Annotated in this window: 9 protein-coding genes and 3 pseudogenes; 9 read left to right on the top strand and 3 right to left on the bottom strand. The window is 72.2% G+C overall.

Annotated elements, in window-relative coordinates; translation table 11 throughout:
- Positions 1–132: 132 nt before the first annotated feature.
- From dnaJ to clpB, 3 genes are all read left to right on the top strand, one after another.
- Positions 133–1,293 carry a molecular chaperone DnaJ gene (gene dnaJ, locus BJF83_RS09335; RefSeq protein WP_075925979.1) on the top strand — a complete coding sequence of 387 codons (1,161 nt, stop codon included), beginning with the start codon at positions 133–135 and terminating at the stop codon, positions 1,291–1,293.
- Positions 1,290–1,781: a heat shock protein transcriptional repressor HspR gene (locus BJF83_RS09330; protein WP_075925978.1), complete on the top strand. Its 492-nt coding sequence runs from the start codon at positions 1,290–1,292 to the stop codon at positions 1,779–1,781. The genes dnaJ and BJF83_RS09330 overlap by 4 nt, the downstream gene beginning before the upstream one ends.
- 87 nt (positions 1,782–1,868) lie before the next feature.
- The gene (gene clpB, locus BJF83_RS09325) at positions 1,869–4,481 is read left to right on the top strand and encodes an ATP-dependent chaperone ClpB (RefSeq protein ID WP_075925977.1); all 2,613 of its coding nucleotides are present in this window, start codon (positions 1,869–1,871) and stop codon (positions 4,479–4,481) included.
- A gap of 151 nt (positions 4,482–4,632) precedes the next feature.
- Here the strand turns inward: clpB and BJF83_RS09320 are convergent, their stop codons facing one another.
- On the bottom strand, positions 4,633–5,619 hold the full coding sequence (locus BJF83_RS09320; RefSeq protein ID WP_075925976.1) for an NAD-dependent epimerase/dehydratase family protein: 987 nt from the start codon (positions 5,617–5,619) through the stop codon (positions 4,633–4,635).
- A 159-nt stretch (positions 5,620–5,778) separates the two neighbouring features.
- On the opposite strand from BJF83_RS09320, the gene BJF83_RS09315 reads away from it, so the two are divergent.
- Positions 5,779–7,107, top strand: a complete 1,329-nt coding sequence (locus BJF83_RS09315; protein WP_075925975.1) for a M20 family metallopeptidase — start codon at positions 5,779–5,781, stop codon at positions 7,105–7,107.
- Positions 7,108–7,177: 70 nt separating this feature from the next.
- Here BJF83_RS09315 and BJF83_RS09310 read toward each other — a convergent pair.
- Both BJF83_RS09310 and BJF83_RS09305 read right to left on the bottom strand, forming a co-directional pair.
- Positions 7,178–8,433, bottom strand: a pseudogene (locus BJF83_RS09310) (RNA polymerase sigma factor).
- Positions 8,434–8,507: 74 nt separating this feature from the next.
- Positions 8,508–8,930: a YciI family protein gene (locus BJF83_RS09305; protein WP_075925974.1), complete on the bottom strand. Its 423-nt coding sequence runs from the start codon at positions 8,928–8,930 to the stop codon at positions 8,508–8,510.
- 217 nt (positions 8,931–9,147) lie between these two features.
- Between BJF83_RS09305 and BJF83_RS09300 the strand changes: the two genes are divergently transcribed.
- From BJF83_RS09300 to BJF83_RS09275, 5 genes and pseudogenes are all read left to right on the top strand, one after another.
- A complete protein-coding gene (locus BJF83_RS09300; protein WP_075925973.1) occupies positions 9,148–9,840 on the top strand; it encodes a DUF1449 domain-containing protein in 693 nt (230 codons plus the stop codon).
- 139 nt (positions 9,841–9,979) lie between these two features.
- Positions 9,980–12,023, top strand: a pseudogene (locus BJF83_RS09290) (SPFH domain-containing protein).
- A gap of 11 nt (positions 12,024–12,034) precedes the next feature.
- Positions 12,035–17,085 (top strand): annotated as a pseudogene (locus tag BJF83_RS09285) (DNA repair ATPase).
- Positions 17,086–17,302: 217 nt separating this feature from the next.
- On the top strand, positions 17,303–17,485 hold the full coding sequence (locus tag BJF83_RS09280; protein WP_075925971.1) for a thiazolylpeptide-type bacteriocin: 183 nt from the start codon (positions 17,303–17,305) through the stop codon (positions 17,483–17,485).
- Between the two features lie 169 nt (positions 17,486–17,654).
- Positions 17,655–17,837 (top strand): thiazolylpeptide-type bacteriocin, encoded by a 183-nt coding sequence (locus BJF83_RS09275; RefSeq protein ID WP_075925970.1) that lies wholly within the window; start codon positions 17,655–17,657, stop codon positions 17,835–17,837.
- Position 17,838: the final 1 nt, after the last annotated feature.

The raw sequence follows: 17,838 nt of genomic DNA, 5'->3' as shown, positions 1-17,838 counted from the left end.
GACGGCGCCCGCCGCCAGGCGCGGCGGCGCACCACGTGTCGACGGGCCGCGCCCCGGCCCCGGTTCCACCCGGAGGCGGGGCACGTGTAAGCATCGGACGCAACCGGCACCAGCGGGAGAAGGCACCAGTCGATGAGCACCAAGGACTACCTGGAGAAGGACTACTACAAGGTCCTCGGAGTCTCAAAGACCGCCTCGAAGGACGAGATCAAGCAGTCCTACCGCAAGCTCGCCCGCGAGAGCCACCCCGACGCCAACACGGACGACCCCAAGGCCGAGGAGCGCTTCAAGGAGGTCTCCGAGGCCTACAACGTCCTGTCGGACGACAAACGGCGCAAGGAGTACGACGAGGCGCGCTCGCTGTTCGGCGGGTCCTACCGTCCGGGCGGCGGCACCGGGCCCGGCGGGTTCGACGTGGGCGACCTGTTCGGCCAGGGCGCCGGCGGCGCGTCCGGCGGCGAACGGCTGAGCGACCTCTTCGGCGGCCTGTTCGGCGGCCGGGGGCGCGGCGGCGGCGGGGGTGGGCGCAGTCGGCGCGGCGCCGACGTCGAGACCGAGACCACACTGAGCTTCCGCGAGGCGGCCGAGGGCGTGACCCGCTCCTTCCGCCTGTCCAGCGACGCCCCGTGCCCCGCGTGCCGGGGCACCGGCGCCAAGGCGGGCACGGCCCCGCGGATGTGCCCGAAGTGCTCCGGCACCGGGCATGAGAACACCAACCTGGGCGGCTTCTCGCTGTCCGAGCCGTGCGGCGAGTGCAAGGGGCGCGGCCTGGTCGTGGACGACCCCTGCGACGAGTGCCACGGCAGCGGACGGGGCAAGAGCACCCGTACGATCCAGACGAGGATCCCCGGCGGCGTGACCGACGGCCAACGGATCCGGATCAAGGGCAAGGGCGCCCCGGGCGAGCACGGTGGCCCGGCCGGCGATCTGTACGTCGTCGTCCACGTGAAGGAGCACGCGGTGTTCGGCAGAAACGGCGACAACGTCACCATCACCGTGCCGGTGACCTTCCCCGAGGCCGTGCTCGGCGCGGAGGTGCGCGTCCCCACGCTCAACGGGTTTCCGGTGACCGTGAAGGTCCCGCCGGGCACCCCGAACGGGCGAACGCTGCGCGTCCGCGGCAAGGGGGCCAAGCGCAAGGACGGCACCACGGGCGACATGCTCGTGACCATCGAGGTCACCGTCCCGACGGCTGTCAGCGGCGACGCGCGTGAGGCGCTGGAGAAGTTCCGTGCCGCGACCACCGACCACGACCCGCGCGAGGGACTTGAGGCGCGGGCGAAGGGTGCGTGAACGACGTGAACGACTCCTTCGGCGCTGACGCTCCGGTCTACGTGATCTCGGTCGCCGCGGAGCTGGCCGGGATGCACCCGCAGACCCTACGGCAGTACGACCGGCTGGGGATCGTCTCACCGGGACGGGCTTCCGGTCGGGGACGCCGTTACTCCATGCGCGACGTGCAGCTCCTGCGCGAGGTGCAGCGCCTGTCGCAGGAGGAGGGCATCAACCTCGCCGGGATCAAGCGGATCCTGGAGCTCGAACACGAGGTCGAGCAGCTGCGCGAGCAGGTGTTCCACCTGGCCAACGAGCTGGAGGCGGCGCGGCGGGCGGTGGCCCGGCGCGGCCGCCCCTCCGAGGCCGGGGGCGTGCGCGGCGAGCTGGTGCGCCGTACGCGCGTGACGATCTTCAACACGGCCGAACGGCCGGAGGACGACGGGACCCGGGGCTCCGGCCCCGGGCAGGGCGGTTCGCGACGGAACCGCGACGAGGAACGGGACTGACGGGGCTCCGCAACGGCTGTACGGGGGCGCGGTCGGCCAACATGAGTCACCCTGGGTGACGCTACGGGTGAAAGGAGTCACCGGACGATGAACTACAAGCTCACGAAGAAGAGCCAGGAGGCGCTGTCGGTGGCCGTCCGGCGCGCGACCGCGGACGGTAGTCCGGAGGTGGATCCGCTCCACCTGTTGGCCGCGCTCCTGGACCAGGCCGAGGGCGTGACCCGCCCGCTGCTCAGGGAGGTGGGCGCCAACCCCGACACGCTCAGGGACCGGGTGGAGGCGGCGATCGACGCGCTGCCGAAGGCGGCCGGGTCGACGGTGAGCTCACCGAACTCCTCCCGCCAGCTCATCGTGTCGATCAACACCGCGGCCAAGCGCGCCCAGCAACTGGAGGACGAGTACGTCTCCACCGAGCACCTGCTGGTGGGGCTGGCGACCGACGGCGGCGAGGCCAAGCGGCTGCTCGGCGAGGTCGGCGCCACGCCCGAGGCGCTCCTGGACGCGTTCGAGCGGGTGCGCGGGTCGGCGAAGGTGACGTCGGAGAACCCCGAGGACACCTATCAGGCGCTGGAGAAGTTCGGCGTCGACCTGACCGAGCGCGCCCGCGAGGGCAAGGTGGACCCGGTGATCGGCCGGGACGGCGAGATCCGGCGGGTCATCCAGGTGCTCAGCCGCCGGACGAAGAACAACCCGGTCCTGATCGGCGAGCCGGGCGTGGGCAAGACCGCTGTCGTGGAGGGGCTGGCCCAGCGGATCGTGGCCGGCGACGTGCCGCAGTCGCTCGTGGGCAAGCGCCTGGTGAGCCTGGACCTGTCCGCGATGGTGGCGGGCGCCAAGTACCGGGGCGAGTTCGAGGAGCGGCTCAAGGCGGTGCTCTCGGAGATCAAGGAGTCCGAGGGCCGGATCATCACGTTCATCGACGAACTGCACACCATGGTCGGCGCCGGCGCGGCCGAGGGCGCCATGGACGCGGGCAACATGCTCAAGCCGATGCTGGCGCGCGGCGAGCTGCGGATGGTCGGCGCCACCACGCTGGACGAGTACCGAGAGCGGATCGAGAGGGATCCCGCCCTGGAGCGCCGGTTCCAGCAGGTCATGGTGGGTGAGCCGTCGGCGGCGGACACCATCGCGATCCTGCGCGGGCTCAAGGGCCGCTACGAGGCGCACCACAAGGTGCAGATCGCGGACGCCGCCCTGGTGGCCGCCGCGACCCTGTCCGACCGGTACATCACGGCGCGGTTCCTGCCCGACAAGGCGATCGACCTCATCGACGAGGCCGCGTCCCGGCTGCGGATGGAGATCGACTCCAGCCCGGTCGAGATCGACGAGCTCCAGCGCACCGTCGACCGCCTCAAGATGGAGGAGCTGGCGCTGGCCAAGGAGTCGGACCAGGCGAGTGTCCAGCGCCTGGAGCGGCTGCGCGCGGACCTGGCCGACCGGCAGGAGCAGCTCAACGCGCTCGTCGCCCGCTGGGAGCAGGAGAAGGCGGGCCTCAACCGCGTCGGCGAGCTCAAGGGGCAGTTGGACGACCTGCGCACGCGCGCCGAGCTGGCCGAGCGCGAGGGGGACTTCGCCCAGGCGTCCCGGTTGATGTACGGGGAGATCCCGCAGTTGGAGAAGCAGATCGAGGAGGCCTCCAGCGCGGAGGAGGAGGCCGCGAGTTCGGGCGGCGACACGATGGTCAAGGACGAGGTGGGGGCTGACGAGGTCGCCGACGTCGTCTCCTCGTGGACCGGCATCCCCGTCGGGCGGCTGATGGAGGGGGAGACCTCCAAGCTGCTGCGCATGGAGGAGGAGCTGGGCCAGCGGCTGATCGGGCAGGGGGACGCTGTGGCCGCGGTGTCGGACGCGGTGCGGCGCGCCCGCGCTGGGATCTCCGACCCGGACCGGCCCACGGGTTCGTTCCTGTTCCTGGGCCCGACCGGTGTCGGCAAGACGGAGCTGGCCAAGGCGCTGGCGGAATTCCTGTTCGACGACGAGCGCGCGATCGTGCGGATCGACATGAGCGAGTACTCCGAGAAGCACTCGGTGTCGCGCCTGGTGGGCGCGCCCCCCGGGTACGTGGGGTACGAGGAGGGCGGTCAGCTGACCGAGGCGGTGCGCCGCCGCCCCTACACCGTGGTGCTGCTCGACGAGGTGGAGAAGGCGCACCTGGAGGTGTTCGACACGCTGCTCCAGGTGCTGGACGACGGTCGGCTGACCGACGGCCAGGGCCGCCACGTCGACTTCCGCAACACCATCCTCATCCTCACCTCCAACCTCGGGTCGCAGTTCCTGGTCGACCAGTCGCTGCCGGAGGAGCAGCGCAGGGACCGCGTGATGAACGTGGTGCGGTCGACGTTCAAGCCGGAGTTCCTCAACCGGCTGGACGACGTGATCATGTTCGACGCGCTGTCCACGGAGGACCTGGCGCGGATCGTCGACCTCCAGGTGGAGAAGCTGCGGCAGCGCCTGGCCGACCGCCGGGTGGAGCTGGACGTGACCGCCGCGGCCGGCGAGTGGCTCGCGCTGACGGGCTACGACCCGAACTACGGCGCGCGTCCGCTGCGCCGCCTGGTGCAGTCCTCGATCGGCGACCCGCTCGCCCGGGAGCTGCTGTCGGGCGGCCTGGCCGAGGGGGACACGGTCGTGGTGGACGTCGACGAGGGCGCGGACCGGCTGCTCGTGACCCCGGTGCGGGCGGAGGAACCCGTGGTCTGACCGGCGCGGCGCGACCGACGCGGGGCCCGCTCCTCCCGGGAGGGGGGAGGTCGGGCCCCGCGTGGATCCGGTCGCGCACAGAGCGCCCAGCGCTGTGTGCGGGGCCGGTCCGTCAACCGTTCGTGATCCCCAACACCCGGGCCGCGGGACTTCAGGCTGCGAGCAGCTCCGCCTCCACCGCCGGGTCCAGGCCGACCGCGGGCCGGTCCGCCCGGCGCGGCGGCTCCCCGCCCAGGGCACGCAGCCACGACCAGGTGTCCGCGACGGTCTCGGCGACCGGGCGACAGCGCAGGCCGGTGGCGAGGGCGCGCGACGCGTCACCCCGGTGCAGGGTGTCGTGCGACTCGCCGCGCGGCAGCCAGATCGGCAGATCCGTCCAGGGCCGGACGCCCGCGTCGAGGATCCTCCGCGGATCGGTCCAGCACAGCTCGGCGCCGGAATCCGTGGCCGCCGCGCACGCCTCCAGCAGCGCGCCCATCGTGGTGTGGCCCGGCGGGCTCACCAGGTTGTAGGGGCCGCCCAGGCCGGACTGGGCGGCGTCGAGGATCCAGGCGGCCAGGTCGCGGACGTCGACGTACTGGAGCGGGAGGTCGCGCGGGCCCGGGGCCAGGACCCGGCCGCCCATGGCGATCCGGTCGAGCCACCAGGGCAGGCGCCCGATGTTCTCGTACGGGCCGATGATGAGCCCGGCGCGCGCGGACAGCGCCCGGTCGCCGAAGACCGCCTCCGCCGCGAGTTCCCCGCCCCGCTTGGCACGCGCGTAGTCGGTCGCGTCGTCGTCCTCGGGTGAGCCCTCCACGACCGGCCCGTCCTCGTCCGCACCGGCGGCGGCCGGGTAGGCGTACACGGACCGGCTGGAGACGTAGGTGTGGTGGCCGACCCGACCGTCGAGCAGGCGCGCCGCCGCCGCGACAGCCGAGGGCGCGCCCGACCACGTGTCGACGACCGCGTCCCACTCGCCCGACTCCAGCGCCGCGAGCCCGCCCGCCTCGGTCCGGTCGCCGTGCAGGGCGGCGACGCACTCGGGGGACGGATGGCGGCCGCGGTGGAACACGGTGACGTCCCAGCCCCTGCCCAGGGCCTCCTCGACGACGGCCCTGCCCACGAACTCGGTGCCGCCCAGCATCAGAAGTCTCATGTCCGGCAGTCTGACGGCTCGCCGGGTCGCGGGCCAGACCTCGCTGCCGTCAGCAGAAACCCCGCGGCGCGGGCACCCCGGGAACAGCGTTTGCCCGCGCTTACACCAACCGGGAGGAAGCCCGGTCTAGCGTGGACAACGCCGCCGGGGGGAGGAGCGATGAGTCGGACCGTCACGGACGTGGAGTCGCTGTGGGAGGCCGTCGACCTGCACACGGCGGCGATCGGGTCGAAGGTCGTCGGATGGCGCCACCACCTGCACGCCCACCCCGAACTGGCCAACCGGGAGCGGGACACCGCCGCCCTCGTCGCCCGCCACCTGTGCTCGCTGAACCTGGACGAGGTCCGCACGGGCGTGGCCGGATACGGCGTCGTCGGCGTCCTCAGGGGCGGCCTGCCCGGCGACCGGGTCGCCGCTCTGCGCGCCGACGTCGACGCCCTCCCCGTCAGGGAGGACAGCGGGGTCGACTTCGCCTCCACCGTCGTCGACGAGGACTACCCCGGCGGGCCGTTCCCCGTGGCGCACGCCTGCGGCCACGACTGCCACACCGCGATGCTCATGGGCGCCGCCGAGGTCCTGTCGGACCTGCGCTCGGAGCTGCCGGGCACCGTCCTGTTCGTGTTCCAGCCCGCCGAGGAGGGCCCTCCGGTGGACGAGGTCGGCGGCGCGCGCGCCATGGTCGCCTCCCCCGCCCTGCTCGACCCCGCCCCGACCATGGTGTTCGGCCTGCACGTGGTGCCGCTGCCCACGGGCATCGTCGGCTACCGGGTCGGCCGTCTGCTGGCCGCGTCCTGCCTGGTGAGGATCACCGTTCGGGGACACCGGACGCACGCCTCGACGCCGTGGCTGGGGGCGGACCCGATGCCGCCCGCCGCCGAGATCGTCTCCGCCTGCGGCCAGCTCTACCGGCAGGTCCCGGCGACCTCGCCGATCACCGTGTCCATCGGGCATGTGGAGGACGCGGGCCGGTTCAACGTCGTCGGCGCCTCGGTGGTCCTGTGGGGCACCCTCCGGTGCCTCGACCCGTCCGACATGGACACCGTGCGCGACCGTCTGCGCCGCGCCGCCGAGCACATCGCGCTGGCCCACGGGTGCAGGGCCGGGGTCGAGTACCTCCAGAGCGTGCCCCCGGTGGAGAACTCGCCCAGCTGGACGTCGGCGGTCCTGCCCACCCTGAGGCGGGTGGTCGGGGAGAGCCGGGTCAAGCGGACCGAGGCGGTCCTGGGCTACGACGACGTGTCGGAGCTCATCGACGCCTTCGGCGGGGTCTTCGTCCTGCTCGGCTGCCAGGACACCGAGTACGTCGGGGGCGCGCTGCGCGCGATCCCCGGACAGCGGGGGGCGGCCACCAACCACGACCCCGCCTTCTACGCGGACGACTCGGTCCTGGCCACGGGGACACGGCTGTACTCCCACGTCGCCGTCGACCACGTGACCGGGCGCCTGGACCCGGCCCTGGTGGACCAGCCCGGCCCGCCCGCGTTCTAGCACGTGCCGCGCGACGCCTCGGCACGGCTCCCGCCGCGTTCCCATCAGTCGAGGACCCGACCCTGACTCCTCACACCGAGCGGGCGCGTTCCAGCAGCACGTCCCGTTCGCGTTCGTTGCGGGTGAGCCCGGCGGCGCGCTCGAACTCCGCGCGCGCCTCCTCCGCCCGGCCCAGCCGCGAGAGCAGGTCGCCCCGGACCGCCGACCACAGGTGGTACCCCTTCAGCGCGGGCTCGCCACGCAGCCGGTCGACGAGCGTGAGCGCCGGGCCCGGACCCACCGCCATCGACACCGCCACCGCGTGGTTGAGCGCCGCCACGGGGGAGGCGGTCATCTTGACCAGGGTCGCGTACAGCACGGCGATCGCCATCCAGTCGGTGTCCTCCGGCGTGACCGCCCGCGCGTGTTCGGCGGCGATCCCGGCCTGGAGCGAGTAGGGCCCCCGGACGTCGTCGGGCCCCCGCGGCAGCGACCGGTCCAGCGCCTCCAGGCCCCGGTTGACGAGCAGCCGGTCCCAGCGGGAGCGGTCCTGTTCCAGCAGCGGGACGGGCGCGCCGTCGCGGCCGACCCTGGCGCGGAACCGGGACGCCTGGAGTTCCATCAACGCGACCAGCCCGTGGACCTCGCGCTCCTCGGGCAGCAGCCCGGCGAGCACCCGGCCCAGTCGCATGGCCTCCTCGCACAGGTCGGCGCGCATCCAACTCGATCCGGACGTGGCGGTGTAGCCTCGTTGAAGACGAGGTAGAGGACCTCCAGGACGGAGGAGACCCGGGCGTCGCGGTCCTCTCCCACCGGCGCCTCCAAGCCCGCCTTCCTCTTCGCGAGCGTCCGCTTGGCCCGGACGATGCGCTGGGCGACGGTCGGCTCGGGCGCCAGGAACGCGCGGGCGATCTCGTCGGTGGTCAGTCCGCCCAGCAGGCGCAGGGTCAGGGCGACGCGGGCCTCGGTGGACAGCGCGGGATGGCAGCACACGAACATGAGCCGGAGCAGGTCGTCGCCGTAGTCCTCCTCCAGGACGGCGTCGAACTCCGCCCGACCGTCGTTCTCCCCGATCTCCCGGCCGAGGTCGGCCAGGCGCAGCTTGAACCGCTCGTCGCGGCGCCAGCGGTCGAGGATCCGGCGTTTGGCGACCGTCGTCAACCACGCGCCCGGGGTGTCGGGGACGCCCTCCTCCGGCCACTTCTCCAGGGCGCTGACCAGAGAGTCCTGCGCGAACTCCTCAGCGAGGCCGACGTCGCCGACCATTCGGGTCAGCGCGGCGACCAGGCGGGCCGACTCGATCCGCCAGACCGCCTCCACGGCACGGGTGGCGTCAGTGTGACTCACGCCCCAATCCCAGCAGGGTGAGCCACCCTGACGCAACCCTCCCGAGCCGTCCGCGCGAGGGCGTCAGCCTGGTCCTAGCCCCGGGCGCGCAGCTCTCGGTCGCGATCCCTGACGTGCTCGGGGACGTTGTCGCCGAAGTCCTCCAGTTCGGCGATGCGCCGCAGCCGCAGGTTGAGGACGGTGTCGTCGCCCTCCGGCGGGTGGGGGCAGCGCTTGGCCCACTCGATCGCCTCCGCGCGGGAGGACACCTGGAGGATCCAGTACCCGGCGATGACCTCCTTGGCCTCGGCGAACGGCCCGTCCGTGACGGTCGCCGTCCCGTCACGGAAGCTGACGATCGCCCCCTCGGAGGTCGGCGTCAGGCCCTCGCCCGAGAGCAGGACCCCTGCCTTGACGAGCTGCTCGTTGTAGGCCGCCATCGCTTCGAAGATCTCCGCCGACGGGGTGTTCCCGGCCTCGGCGCTCTCGTCCGACATGATCGCCATGAGGTAGCGCATGGTGTTCGCCTTCCGTGGTGAGCGGGGCCCTTCCCCTCGCTCTCATCCACCCGTCGAACGGGACCGACACGGATCGACACGTCCGCCGAGATTTTTCTCGGGGGTCCCCGCGGAGGCGTGGCCACAAGCGGACAAAACCGACCCTCGGGGTCGTTCTGGACCGGGCCCCGGTAGAGTCCGTGGCGGTTCGGCGTTCACGGTGGAGGGAGGGCGAACGATGGGCCTGTTCCTGAGCACCGCCTTCGGCTTCCCCACCGCGCTGTTCACCCCGCTGCTGATCGCCACCGCCCTCTACTGGGTGTTCGTGGTGATCGGAGCGGCCGAGACCGAACTCCTCGACGGCGTGGACGCCGACGGCGAGGCCACCGGCCTGAGCGCGCTCATGTCCCGGGCCGGGCTGCTGGGGAACGCGGAACGATCGTCCGCGCGCGGACGCGGCGCCGAGCGGTCGGGGCGCGCCCCCGTCACCGTCTCGCTCACGCTGATGGTGTGCGTGGCCTGGTTCGTGAGCATGATGGGCGGCATCATGACCAGCCTCCTCGAAACCACGTCCACCCCCCTGCTGCTCGCCCTCGGCTCCGTGGTCCTCGTGATCGCGCTGGTCGCCGCGTGGGCGGTCACCAGCGGACTGGTGACGGCCGTCGCCCGGTTCCTGCCCGGAGGGCGCGGGGACTCCAAACACGACCTGGTCGGCCGCACGTGCGTGATCCGCATCGGCGAGGCCACCGGGGACTTCGGCCGGGCCGGGATCACGACCGGCTCCGGAGCCGAGATCTCCGTCGACGTCCGCACCACCGGCGGCGAGGTCCTCCCCCCGGGCAGCACCGCGCTGATCTTCGAGCACGACCAAGACCGCGACGTCTTCCTGGTCACCGGCTTCGACGCCGCCCTCGACCCCGGACGGGACTGACCCCGGGCGCGATCGCGGAACCGTTCCACCGGCCGCCACGTCAGATCAACGCGACGCCCCGGACGCGGTCCCCGCCGCGTGCCCCGCACCCGCGCCCGTCGCAGTCACCCCACCCCACGCGCACAAGGAGAGCCCCCACGTGCTGTCGAGCGCCACGACCACCGGGCAGGAGGCGACCAGCGCGGCCTTCCTGACGTCGGCGTCGCCCTGGCCATCGGAACCGTCGTCCTCCTCGCCCTGATCCTCATGGTCACACGGCTCTTCCGCAAGGTCGAGCAGGGCAAGGCCCTCATCATCTCCAAGCTCCGCGACGTCCACGTCACCTTCACCGGCGCGATCGTCCTCCCGGTCCTGCACAAGGCCGAGGTCATGGACATCTCACTCAAGACGCTGACCCTGGACAGACGCGGACGCGAAGGTCTGACCTGCAAGGACAACATCAGAGCGGATATCCGGGTCTACTTCTCGTCCGGGTCAACGAGACCGCCGAGGACGTCAAGAAGGTCGCCAAGTCCATCGGCACCGAGCGCGCCAGCGACCAGGACACCCTCCAGGAGCTGTTCAACTCCAAGTTCTCCGAGGCGCTCAAGACCGTCGGCAAGCAGTTCGACTTCGAGGAGCTGTTCACCCAGCGCGAGCAGTTCCGCCACGCGATCGTCTCGCTCATCGGCACCGACCTCAACGGCTACAGCCTGGAGGACGTGGCCATCGACGAGCTGGAGCAGACCCCGCTGCACCAGCACGACGCCAACAACATCCTCGACGCGCAGGGCATCAGCAAGATCACCGAGCGCACGTCCAAGGAGCACAAACGCACCAACGAGTTCGAGAACGACCGCAAGAAGGAGATCGACCGGCAGAACACCGAGACCGCCGAGACCCTCGCCGAGCTGGAGAAGCGCCGCGAGGAGGCCGCGGCCAAGGCCAAGCGCGAGATCGAGATCATCCGCGCCCGCGAGGAGGCCGAGACCGCGCGCGTGCAGGCCGAGGAACGGCTCAAGGCCGAGACCGCCAACATCCGCACCAGCGAGGCGCTGGGCGTCCAGCACCAGAACCAGCAGCGTGAGATCGCGGTCGCCGAGAAGAACCGCGAGCGCGTCATCGCCATCGAGTCCGAGCGGATCGAGAAGGACCGCCTGCTGGAGGTCATCGGCCGCGAGCGCGAGACCGAACTGTCCCGCATCGCCAAGGAGAAGGAGATCGAGGGCCAACGGCGCGAGGTCGCCGACGTCGTCCGCGAGCGCGTCGCCGTCGACCGCACCGTCGCCGAGCAGGAGGAGGCGATCAAGCGGCTGCGCGCGGTCGAGGAGGCCGAACGCACGCGCCAGGCGATCATCATCCAGGCCGAGGCCGAAGCCCAGGAGAACCTGGTCAAGGACATCAAGGCCGCCGAGGCGGCCGAGGCCGCAGCCAAGCACCGCGCCGCCGAGGAGCTGACCCTCGCCGAGGCCCGCCAGCAGGCCGCCGAGCTGGACACCCGCGCCAAGATCCGTCTCGCCGAGGGCCGCCAGGCCGAGGCCGCCGCGGCCGGCCTGGCCGAGGTCCAGGTCCGCGAGCAGGACGCCGAGGCGATCGAGAAGGTCGGCCGCGCCGAGGCCGTCGTGGCCCGCGAGAAGGCGGGGGCCGAGGCCGAGGCCATCGAGAGGAAGCTGCGCGCCGAGGCCGCGGGGCTCAACGACAAGGCCGGGGCGATGGCCGCCCTGGACCAGGTCAGCCGCGAACACGAGGAGTACCGCCTGCGTCTGGAGGCGGAGAAGGAGGTCCGCCTGGCCGGGATCGACGTGCACCGCCAGGTCGCCGAGGCCCAGGCCACGGTTCTGGCCTCCGGGCTGGAGAGCGCCGACATCAGCATCGTCGGCGGCGACGGCGCCTTCTTCGACCGGATGGTCAACTCGATCGGCCTGGGCAAGGCCGTCGACGGCTTCGTCGGCAGCTCCGAGACCGTCCAGGCCCTCGGCGACGGTTTCCTCAACGGCGAGGCCGACCTCAGCGCCGAACTGAGCCGGTTCCTGTCGTCCGTCGGCTCCGAGGACGTCAAGAACCTCACCGTCTCCGCCCTGCTGCTCAAGCTCATCGGAGCGGGCGGCCCGCAGGCCGGCAAGCTCGACCAGCTGCTCGGCAGGGCCCGTGAACTCGGCGTGGACACGCTCCCCGTGACCACACTGACCCCCGCGAAGCAGTGAGGTCGTCCTCCGTGGCCGAGGCCCCGTCCCAGGACACCGCCGGCCCCGGACCGGACGCCGAGGACGCGCGGACGCTGGACGCGGGCACCTACGAGGTGCTCCGCGCCCGGCTCCGTGAGCGGACCGGCGAACTGGCCCGGCGAACCGAGGCGCTCAACGCCCGCCGCCTGGAGGTGTTCGGCGGGTCGGACATGACCCTGCTGGGCGCCGAACGCATCCGCACCGAGCACAACTGCGTGCCCCGGGACGTCATCAGCGTCGGGCGCGGCGTCGGCGACGGCGACGGCGACGGCGACGGCGACGGCGACGGCGGGGACATGATCCTGTTCGGCTACAACGTCTTCATCGGCCTGCGGCGGGAGACGCGCGTCCGCGACGTGTTCTCCGTGCACCGGTACGAGCACGGGGACGACGCGTTCGCGTTCGTCCCCGCGCCCGAGGACGCCGTCCCCGGGCTGCTGGCCGACGAGGCGTTCCAGCAGGACTTCGCCCAGCTGTACCGCTACTACCGGGACACCCGCCTGTTGCAGCTGCGCCGCGTGGAGGACCGCCTGCTGGCGGTGTTCCAGACCGGGCCGGGCACGGAGGACGTACGCGTGCTCCGGTGGGCGGTCTCGCCCACCGGCACGCTGTCCTACCTCGACAGCCGTGGCGAGCGCGACCACGTGCGCCCGCCGTCGCACGACTTCACGTGGACGGAGACCACCCGCGAGGACCACGTGTCGGGCCGCCACCCGCACATCTCGATCCTCGACGAGGTGTTCGTGGAGACGGTCGACGGCGACCTCACGATCAAGGTGGAGAACAACACCGAGGTCGGCGAGGGGATCTACAGCGAACCGGTCGGCGAGCCGTTGCAGAGCCTGGCGGACGCGTCGGTCCACTACGCGCGGGTGGGCGCTCTCGTCCTCCTGCGCGTCCTGCCCTACAACGAGACCGAGTGGCGCCACCTGGTCTTCAACACCCGCACCAAGGAGGTCGTGCGGCTCGACGGCATCGGCCAGGCGTGCCAGCGCCTGCCCGACGACCAAGGCCTCGTCTTCCCCGGCGGGTACCACCTGGCCACGGGCGCCGTCCGCACGTTCGACACCGACGTCGCCGGCCTGGAGTTCGAGCGGGTCGTCCGTTCCCCCAACGGCGAGGACGTGCTGTACGTCTTCCACTCCCCGGCGGACGGCCGCAGCCTGCTGCTGTCGTACAACACCATCCGCGAGGAGGTCGCCAACCCGATCGTCTGCCACGGGTACTCCCTGTTCGACGACGGCACGATGACCGTCTTCCGGGAGGCCTCGGACGAGCCCACCCGCGTGCACCCGATGCAGGTGTGGCGGACGCCGTACGTGTCGGACGTGTACGCGGCGGCCCAGCCGGCGGGCACGGGCCCGCTGGAGCGGATCGGCAACGCCGAGCTGGTGCGGGGTGTGTCCGACTGCCTGTCCGTCGCCCGGATCGCCAGCGAGATGGGCTCGTCCACCGGGGTCTTCGAGGCGATCATCGCGTCGTGCCGCCGGGTGGCCGACCGGTTCCACTGGCTGGGCGACGCGGAGCTGGGCGACCTGGCCTCGCCGTTGGCCGAGGTGCGCGCCACCGCCGAACGGGTGCTGGAGGAACATGAGACCGTCCAGGCCCTGACCCGGCAGGCCGCCGACGCCCTCGCGGAGACCGAGGCGCGGGTGGGGACGCTCATCCGCACCTCGCGGGGGGAGACCCCGCGGTCGGCGGAGGGTTGGGTGACCCGGCTGACCGCGCTGCGCCGCGCGCGGGGGCAGGCCGCCGCGCTCGGCGAGACGCGCTACGTCGACGCCGAACGACTGGCCGAGCTGGACGCGCTGCTGACCGAGGAGGTCGGCGCGCTCGGTCGGCGCACGGCGGCCTTCCTGGAACAGGACGACGCGTTCGACGGCTACCACGCCGAGGTCGCGCGGCTGGTCGAGGAGGCCGGGGGGATCGACGCGGTCAGCGCCGCGACGGCCGTCGGCGAGCGGATCGAGGAGTGCGCCGAGGGCCTCCAGGCGGTCACCGAGGTCATCGGGTCGCTCGACATCGGGGACGCGCGCGTGCGGACCCGGATCCTGGAACGGATCAGCGAGGTCCTGGCCGGGATCAACCGGGCCCGGGCCACCCTGGAGTCGCGCCGCGGGGAACTGCTGGCCAGGGAGGGGCGGGCCGAGTTCGCCGCCGAGTTCGCGCTGCTGGGTCAGGCGATCACCGGAGCGCTGGCCGCCGCAGACACACCCGACCGGTGCGACGACCAACTCGGGCGGATCATGCTCCAGGTCGAGAACCTGGAGTCGCGGTTCGCCGAGTTCGACGACTTCCTCGCGGAGTTGTCGGACAAGCGCGAGGACGTCTACGAGGCGTTCTCCACCCGCAAGCAGTCGCTGGTGGACGAGCGGGCCCGCCGGGCCGACCGGCTGGCCTCGTCCGCCGCCCGGGTCCTGGAAGGGGTGCACCGCAGGGTGGCCGCGCTCTCCACCCTGGAGGACGTCAACACCTACTTCACCTCCGACGCGATGGTCGCGCGCCTGCGGCGCACCGTCGAGGAGATGCGCGGTCTCGGCGACAGCGTGCGCGCCGAGGAGCTGGAGGGCCGGATCCTGTCGGCCCGTCAGGAGGCCGGGCGGGCGCTGCGGGACCGGACCGACCTGTTCGAGGACGGGCCGGGCGGCGAGACGGTCCGGCTGGGGCGGCACCGGTTCGCGGTCAACACCCAGCCGATCGACCTCACGCTCGCCCCCCACGGCGGGGAGATGTCGGTCGCGCTCACCGGCACCGACTTTCGCGCACCGGTCACGGACGCGGCCCTCGGCCAGGCCCGCCACCTGTGGCACCGGCTGCTGGTCTCGGAGAGCGAGGACGTCTACCGGGCGGAGTACCTGGCGACGTCGATCCTGGCCGCGGCGGAGGAGGGCGCGGACGGCGTGAGCCTCGACGCCCTGGCCGAGGCGGGCGTGCACGCCGAGAACGGGTCCCTGCTGGAGCTGGTGCGCGGCGTCGCCGAGACCCGCTACGACGAGGGCTACGAACGCGGCGTACACGACCACGACGCCGCCCTGATCCTGTCCGCGCTGCTCAGACTGCGCGCCGGGGCCGGACTCCTGCGGTACCCGGGCCCCGCGCGCGCGATGGCGCAGCTGTTCTGGGCCTACGGAACGAGCAAGGAGGACCGGTCGGCGTGGCGCACGCGCGCGGGGTCGCTGGCCCGGGCCCGCGCGGTGTTCGGGGCGCGGCGCTCGGCGGCGGTCGACGCGCTGCGCACGGAGCTGGCCGAGGGCGTGGACGCCTTCCTCACCGAGACCGGGCTGTTCCAGGGCGCCGACCTGGAGCTGGTGGGCGAGTACCTGTTCGAGGAGCTGGCCGAGGGGTCGCGGGCCGCGGCGGGCTTCGTCACCGGCGCGGGCGCGCGGACGCTGCTCGACCGGTTCCACCGGGCGCTGGGCGGTACGCGCGAGACCACGCGCACGGCGTTCGAGGGCGACCTGCGGGCGTTGGACGGCGACCTGTCGGCGCGGCACCAGCTGGTGACCGCGTGGCTGGAGGCGTTCGCGACCACGCTCGACGCGGTGGATCCGGGCGACCTGCCCGAGGCGGCGGCGATCGAGCTGACCGGCTCCGCCGTGGAGCGGTACGGGTCGTCCGCCGCCGTGCACGAGAAGGTGACGGGCCTGCTCGGCGCGCATCCGCGGGTGCGCGACCGGTCCCTGGACGTGCGGTTGGACGAGATCCTGCCGCGCACGCGGGCCTTCCGGACCCGGGACGTCCCCGCGTTCCGGGACTTCCAGCGGCGCCGCAACGCGCTGGTGGCCGCCGAGCGCGAGCGGCTGCGGCTGGAGGAGTTCCGGCCGAAGGTGATGAGCGGGTTCGTGCGGAACCGGCTGCTCGACGAGGCGTACCTGCCGCTGATCGGCGACAACCTGGCCAAGCAGCTGGGCGCGGCCGGGGACGGCAAGCGGACCGACCAGAGCGGGCTGCTGCTGCTCATCTCGCCGCCTGGGTACGGAAAGACCACATTGATGGAGTACGTGGCGAGCCGTCTGGGACTGGTGTTCGTCAAGGTCAACGGCCCCGCGCTGGGGCACGGCGTGACCTCGCTCGATCCGGACGAGGCGACCGACGCCACGTCGCGCCAGGAGGTCGAGAAGATCTCCTTCGCGCTGGAGACGGGCAACAACGCGCTGCTGTACCTGGACGACATCCAGCACACCAACCCCGAGTTGCTCCAGAAGTTCATCTCGCTCTGCGACGGCCAGCGCCGGATGGAGGGCGTGTGGAACGGGCGGACGCGCACCTACGACCTGCGCGGGAAGCGGTTCGCGGTGTGCATGGCCGGCAACCCGTACACGGAGCGGGGCCAGCGCTTCCGGGTCCCGGACATGCTGGCCAACCGCGCGGACGTGTACAACCTGGGCGACGTGCTGTCCGGCAGGGAGGAGGTGTTCGCGCTCAGCTACATCGAGAACGCGCTCACCTCCAACGCCACGCTCTCCCCGCTGTCCACGCGCGACCGGGAGGACGTGTACACCTTCGTGCGCATGGCCGAGGGAGACGCGTCGGTGGGCACGGACCAGCTGCGGCACCCGTACTCGGCGGCCGAGGTGGACCGGATCGTGTCGGTGCTGCGCAAGATGCTGCGCGTGCGCGAGGTGGTGCTGGCCAACAACCAGGCCTACATCGCCTCGGCGGGGCAGTCGGAGGACGCGCGCACCGAGCCGCCGTTCCAGCTCCAGGGGTCGTACCGGAACATGAACCGGCTGGCGGAGAAGATCGTGCCGGTGATGAACGACGCCGAGGTGGAGGCCGTGATCGACGACCACTACCTGGGCGAGGCGCAGACCCTGGCGTCGGGCGCGGAGGCAACCTGCTCAAGCTCGCCGAACTGCGCGGCGTGCTGACGCCCGAGCAGGAGGCCCGGTGGGCCGAGGTCAAGGAGGCGTTCCTCCGGCGCCGCGCACTGGGCGGGGCCGGGGACGACCCGATGACGCGGGCGATCGGCGCGATGGGGCTGCTCGCCGACCGGGTGGGGTCGATCGGCGCGGCCATCGACCGCGCGGCCGGGAGGTAGGACCCGTCTGGTCGCGTCTGGTCGGACGAGGGCCGTCATCCCCCGACGGGGTGGCGGCCCTGTCGCGTCCCCGGGGATCCGTACCCGGGCCGCGAACGTAAACCGGAGACCACTTCCGAAAAAACATCTTACAGACCCCATATCCCCTTGGTTGTACGTGTGCTACTTTCTGTTGCGCCCGGGGGGCCAGAGAAGAGCACCAAACAAAGAGGACGAAATGCCCCAATCGTCGGCACCAGAGATCGACCTGCCCGAACTGGACTTCGACGACATCGAGGTCATGAGCGTCCGCGAGGCCGTCGCCGTCCCCGAGACCGGCGCCACCAGCGGAAGCTCCAGCTGCACCTCCACCTCCTGCTGCGGCAGCAGCAGCTGCTGCTCTGGCGGATCCTGCGGCTGACCCCACCCCCCACCGACCCGGACCGTGAACCCGCATCCCGACCCGCGACGCAATGATCAAAGCATGAATCGTTTCGGACGCTCCCGGAAGTGGACACACTCCGACCACAACCGCCACACCCATTTCATACGCGACCCCACACCCCGATCACTCCAGAAGAAGGTGTTCGATGGCCATGCAGGAATCCCCCACGATCGACCTGCCCGAACTGGACTTCGACGACATCGAGGTCATGAGCGTCCGCGAGGCCGTCGCCGTCCCCGAGACCGGCGCCACCAGCGGAAGCTCCAGCTGCACCTCCACCTCCTGCTGCGGCAGCAGCAGCTGCTGCTCCTCCGGCTCCTGCGGCTGAC

Origin of the sequence: Nocardiopsis sp. CNR-923, assembly GCF_001942255.1 — a bacterium.
Taxonomy (GTDB): Bacteria; Actinomycetota; Actinomycetes; order Streptosporangiales; family Streptosporangiaceae; genus Nocardiopsis.
The sequence above is the reverse complement of the archived record's forward strand: the minus strand, read 5'-3'. Positions and strand labels throughout refer to the sequence as shown.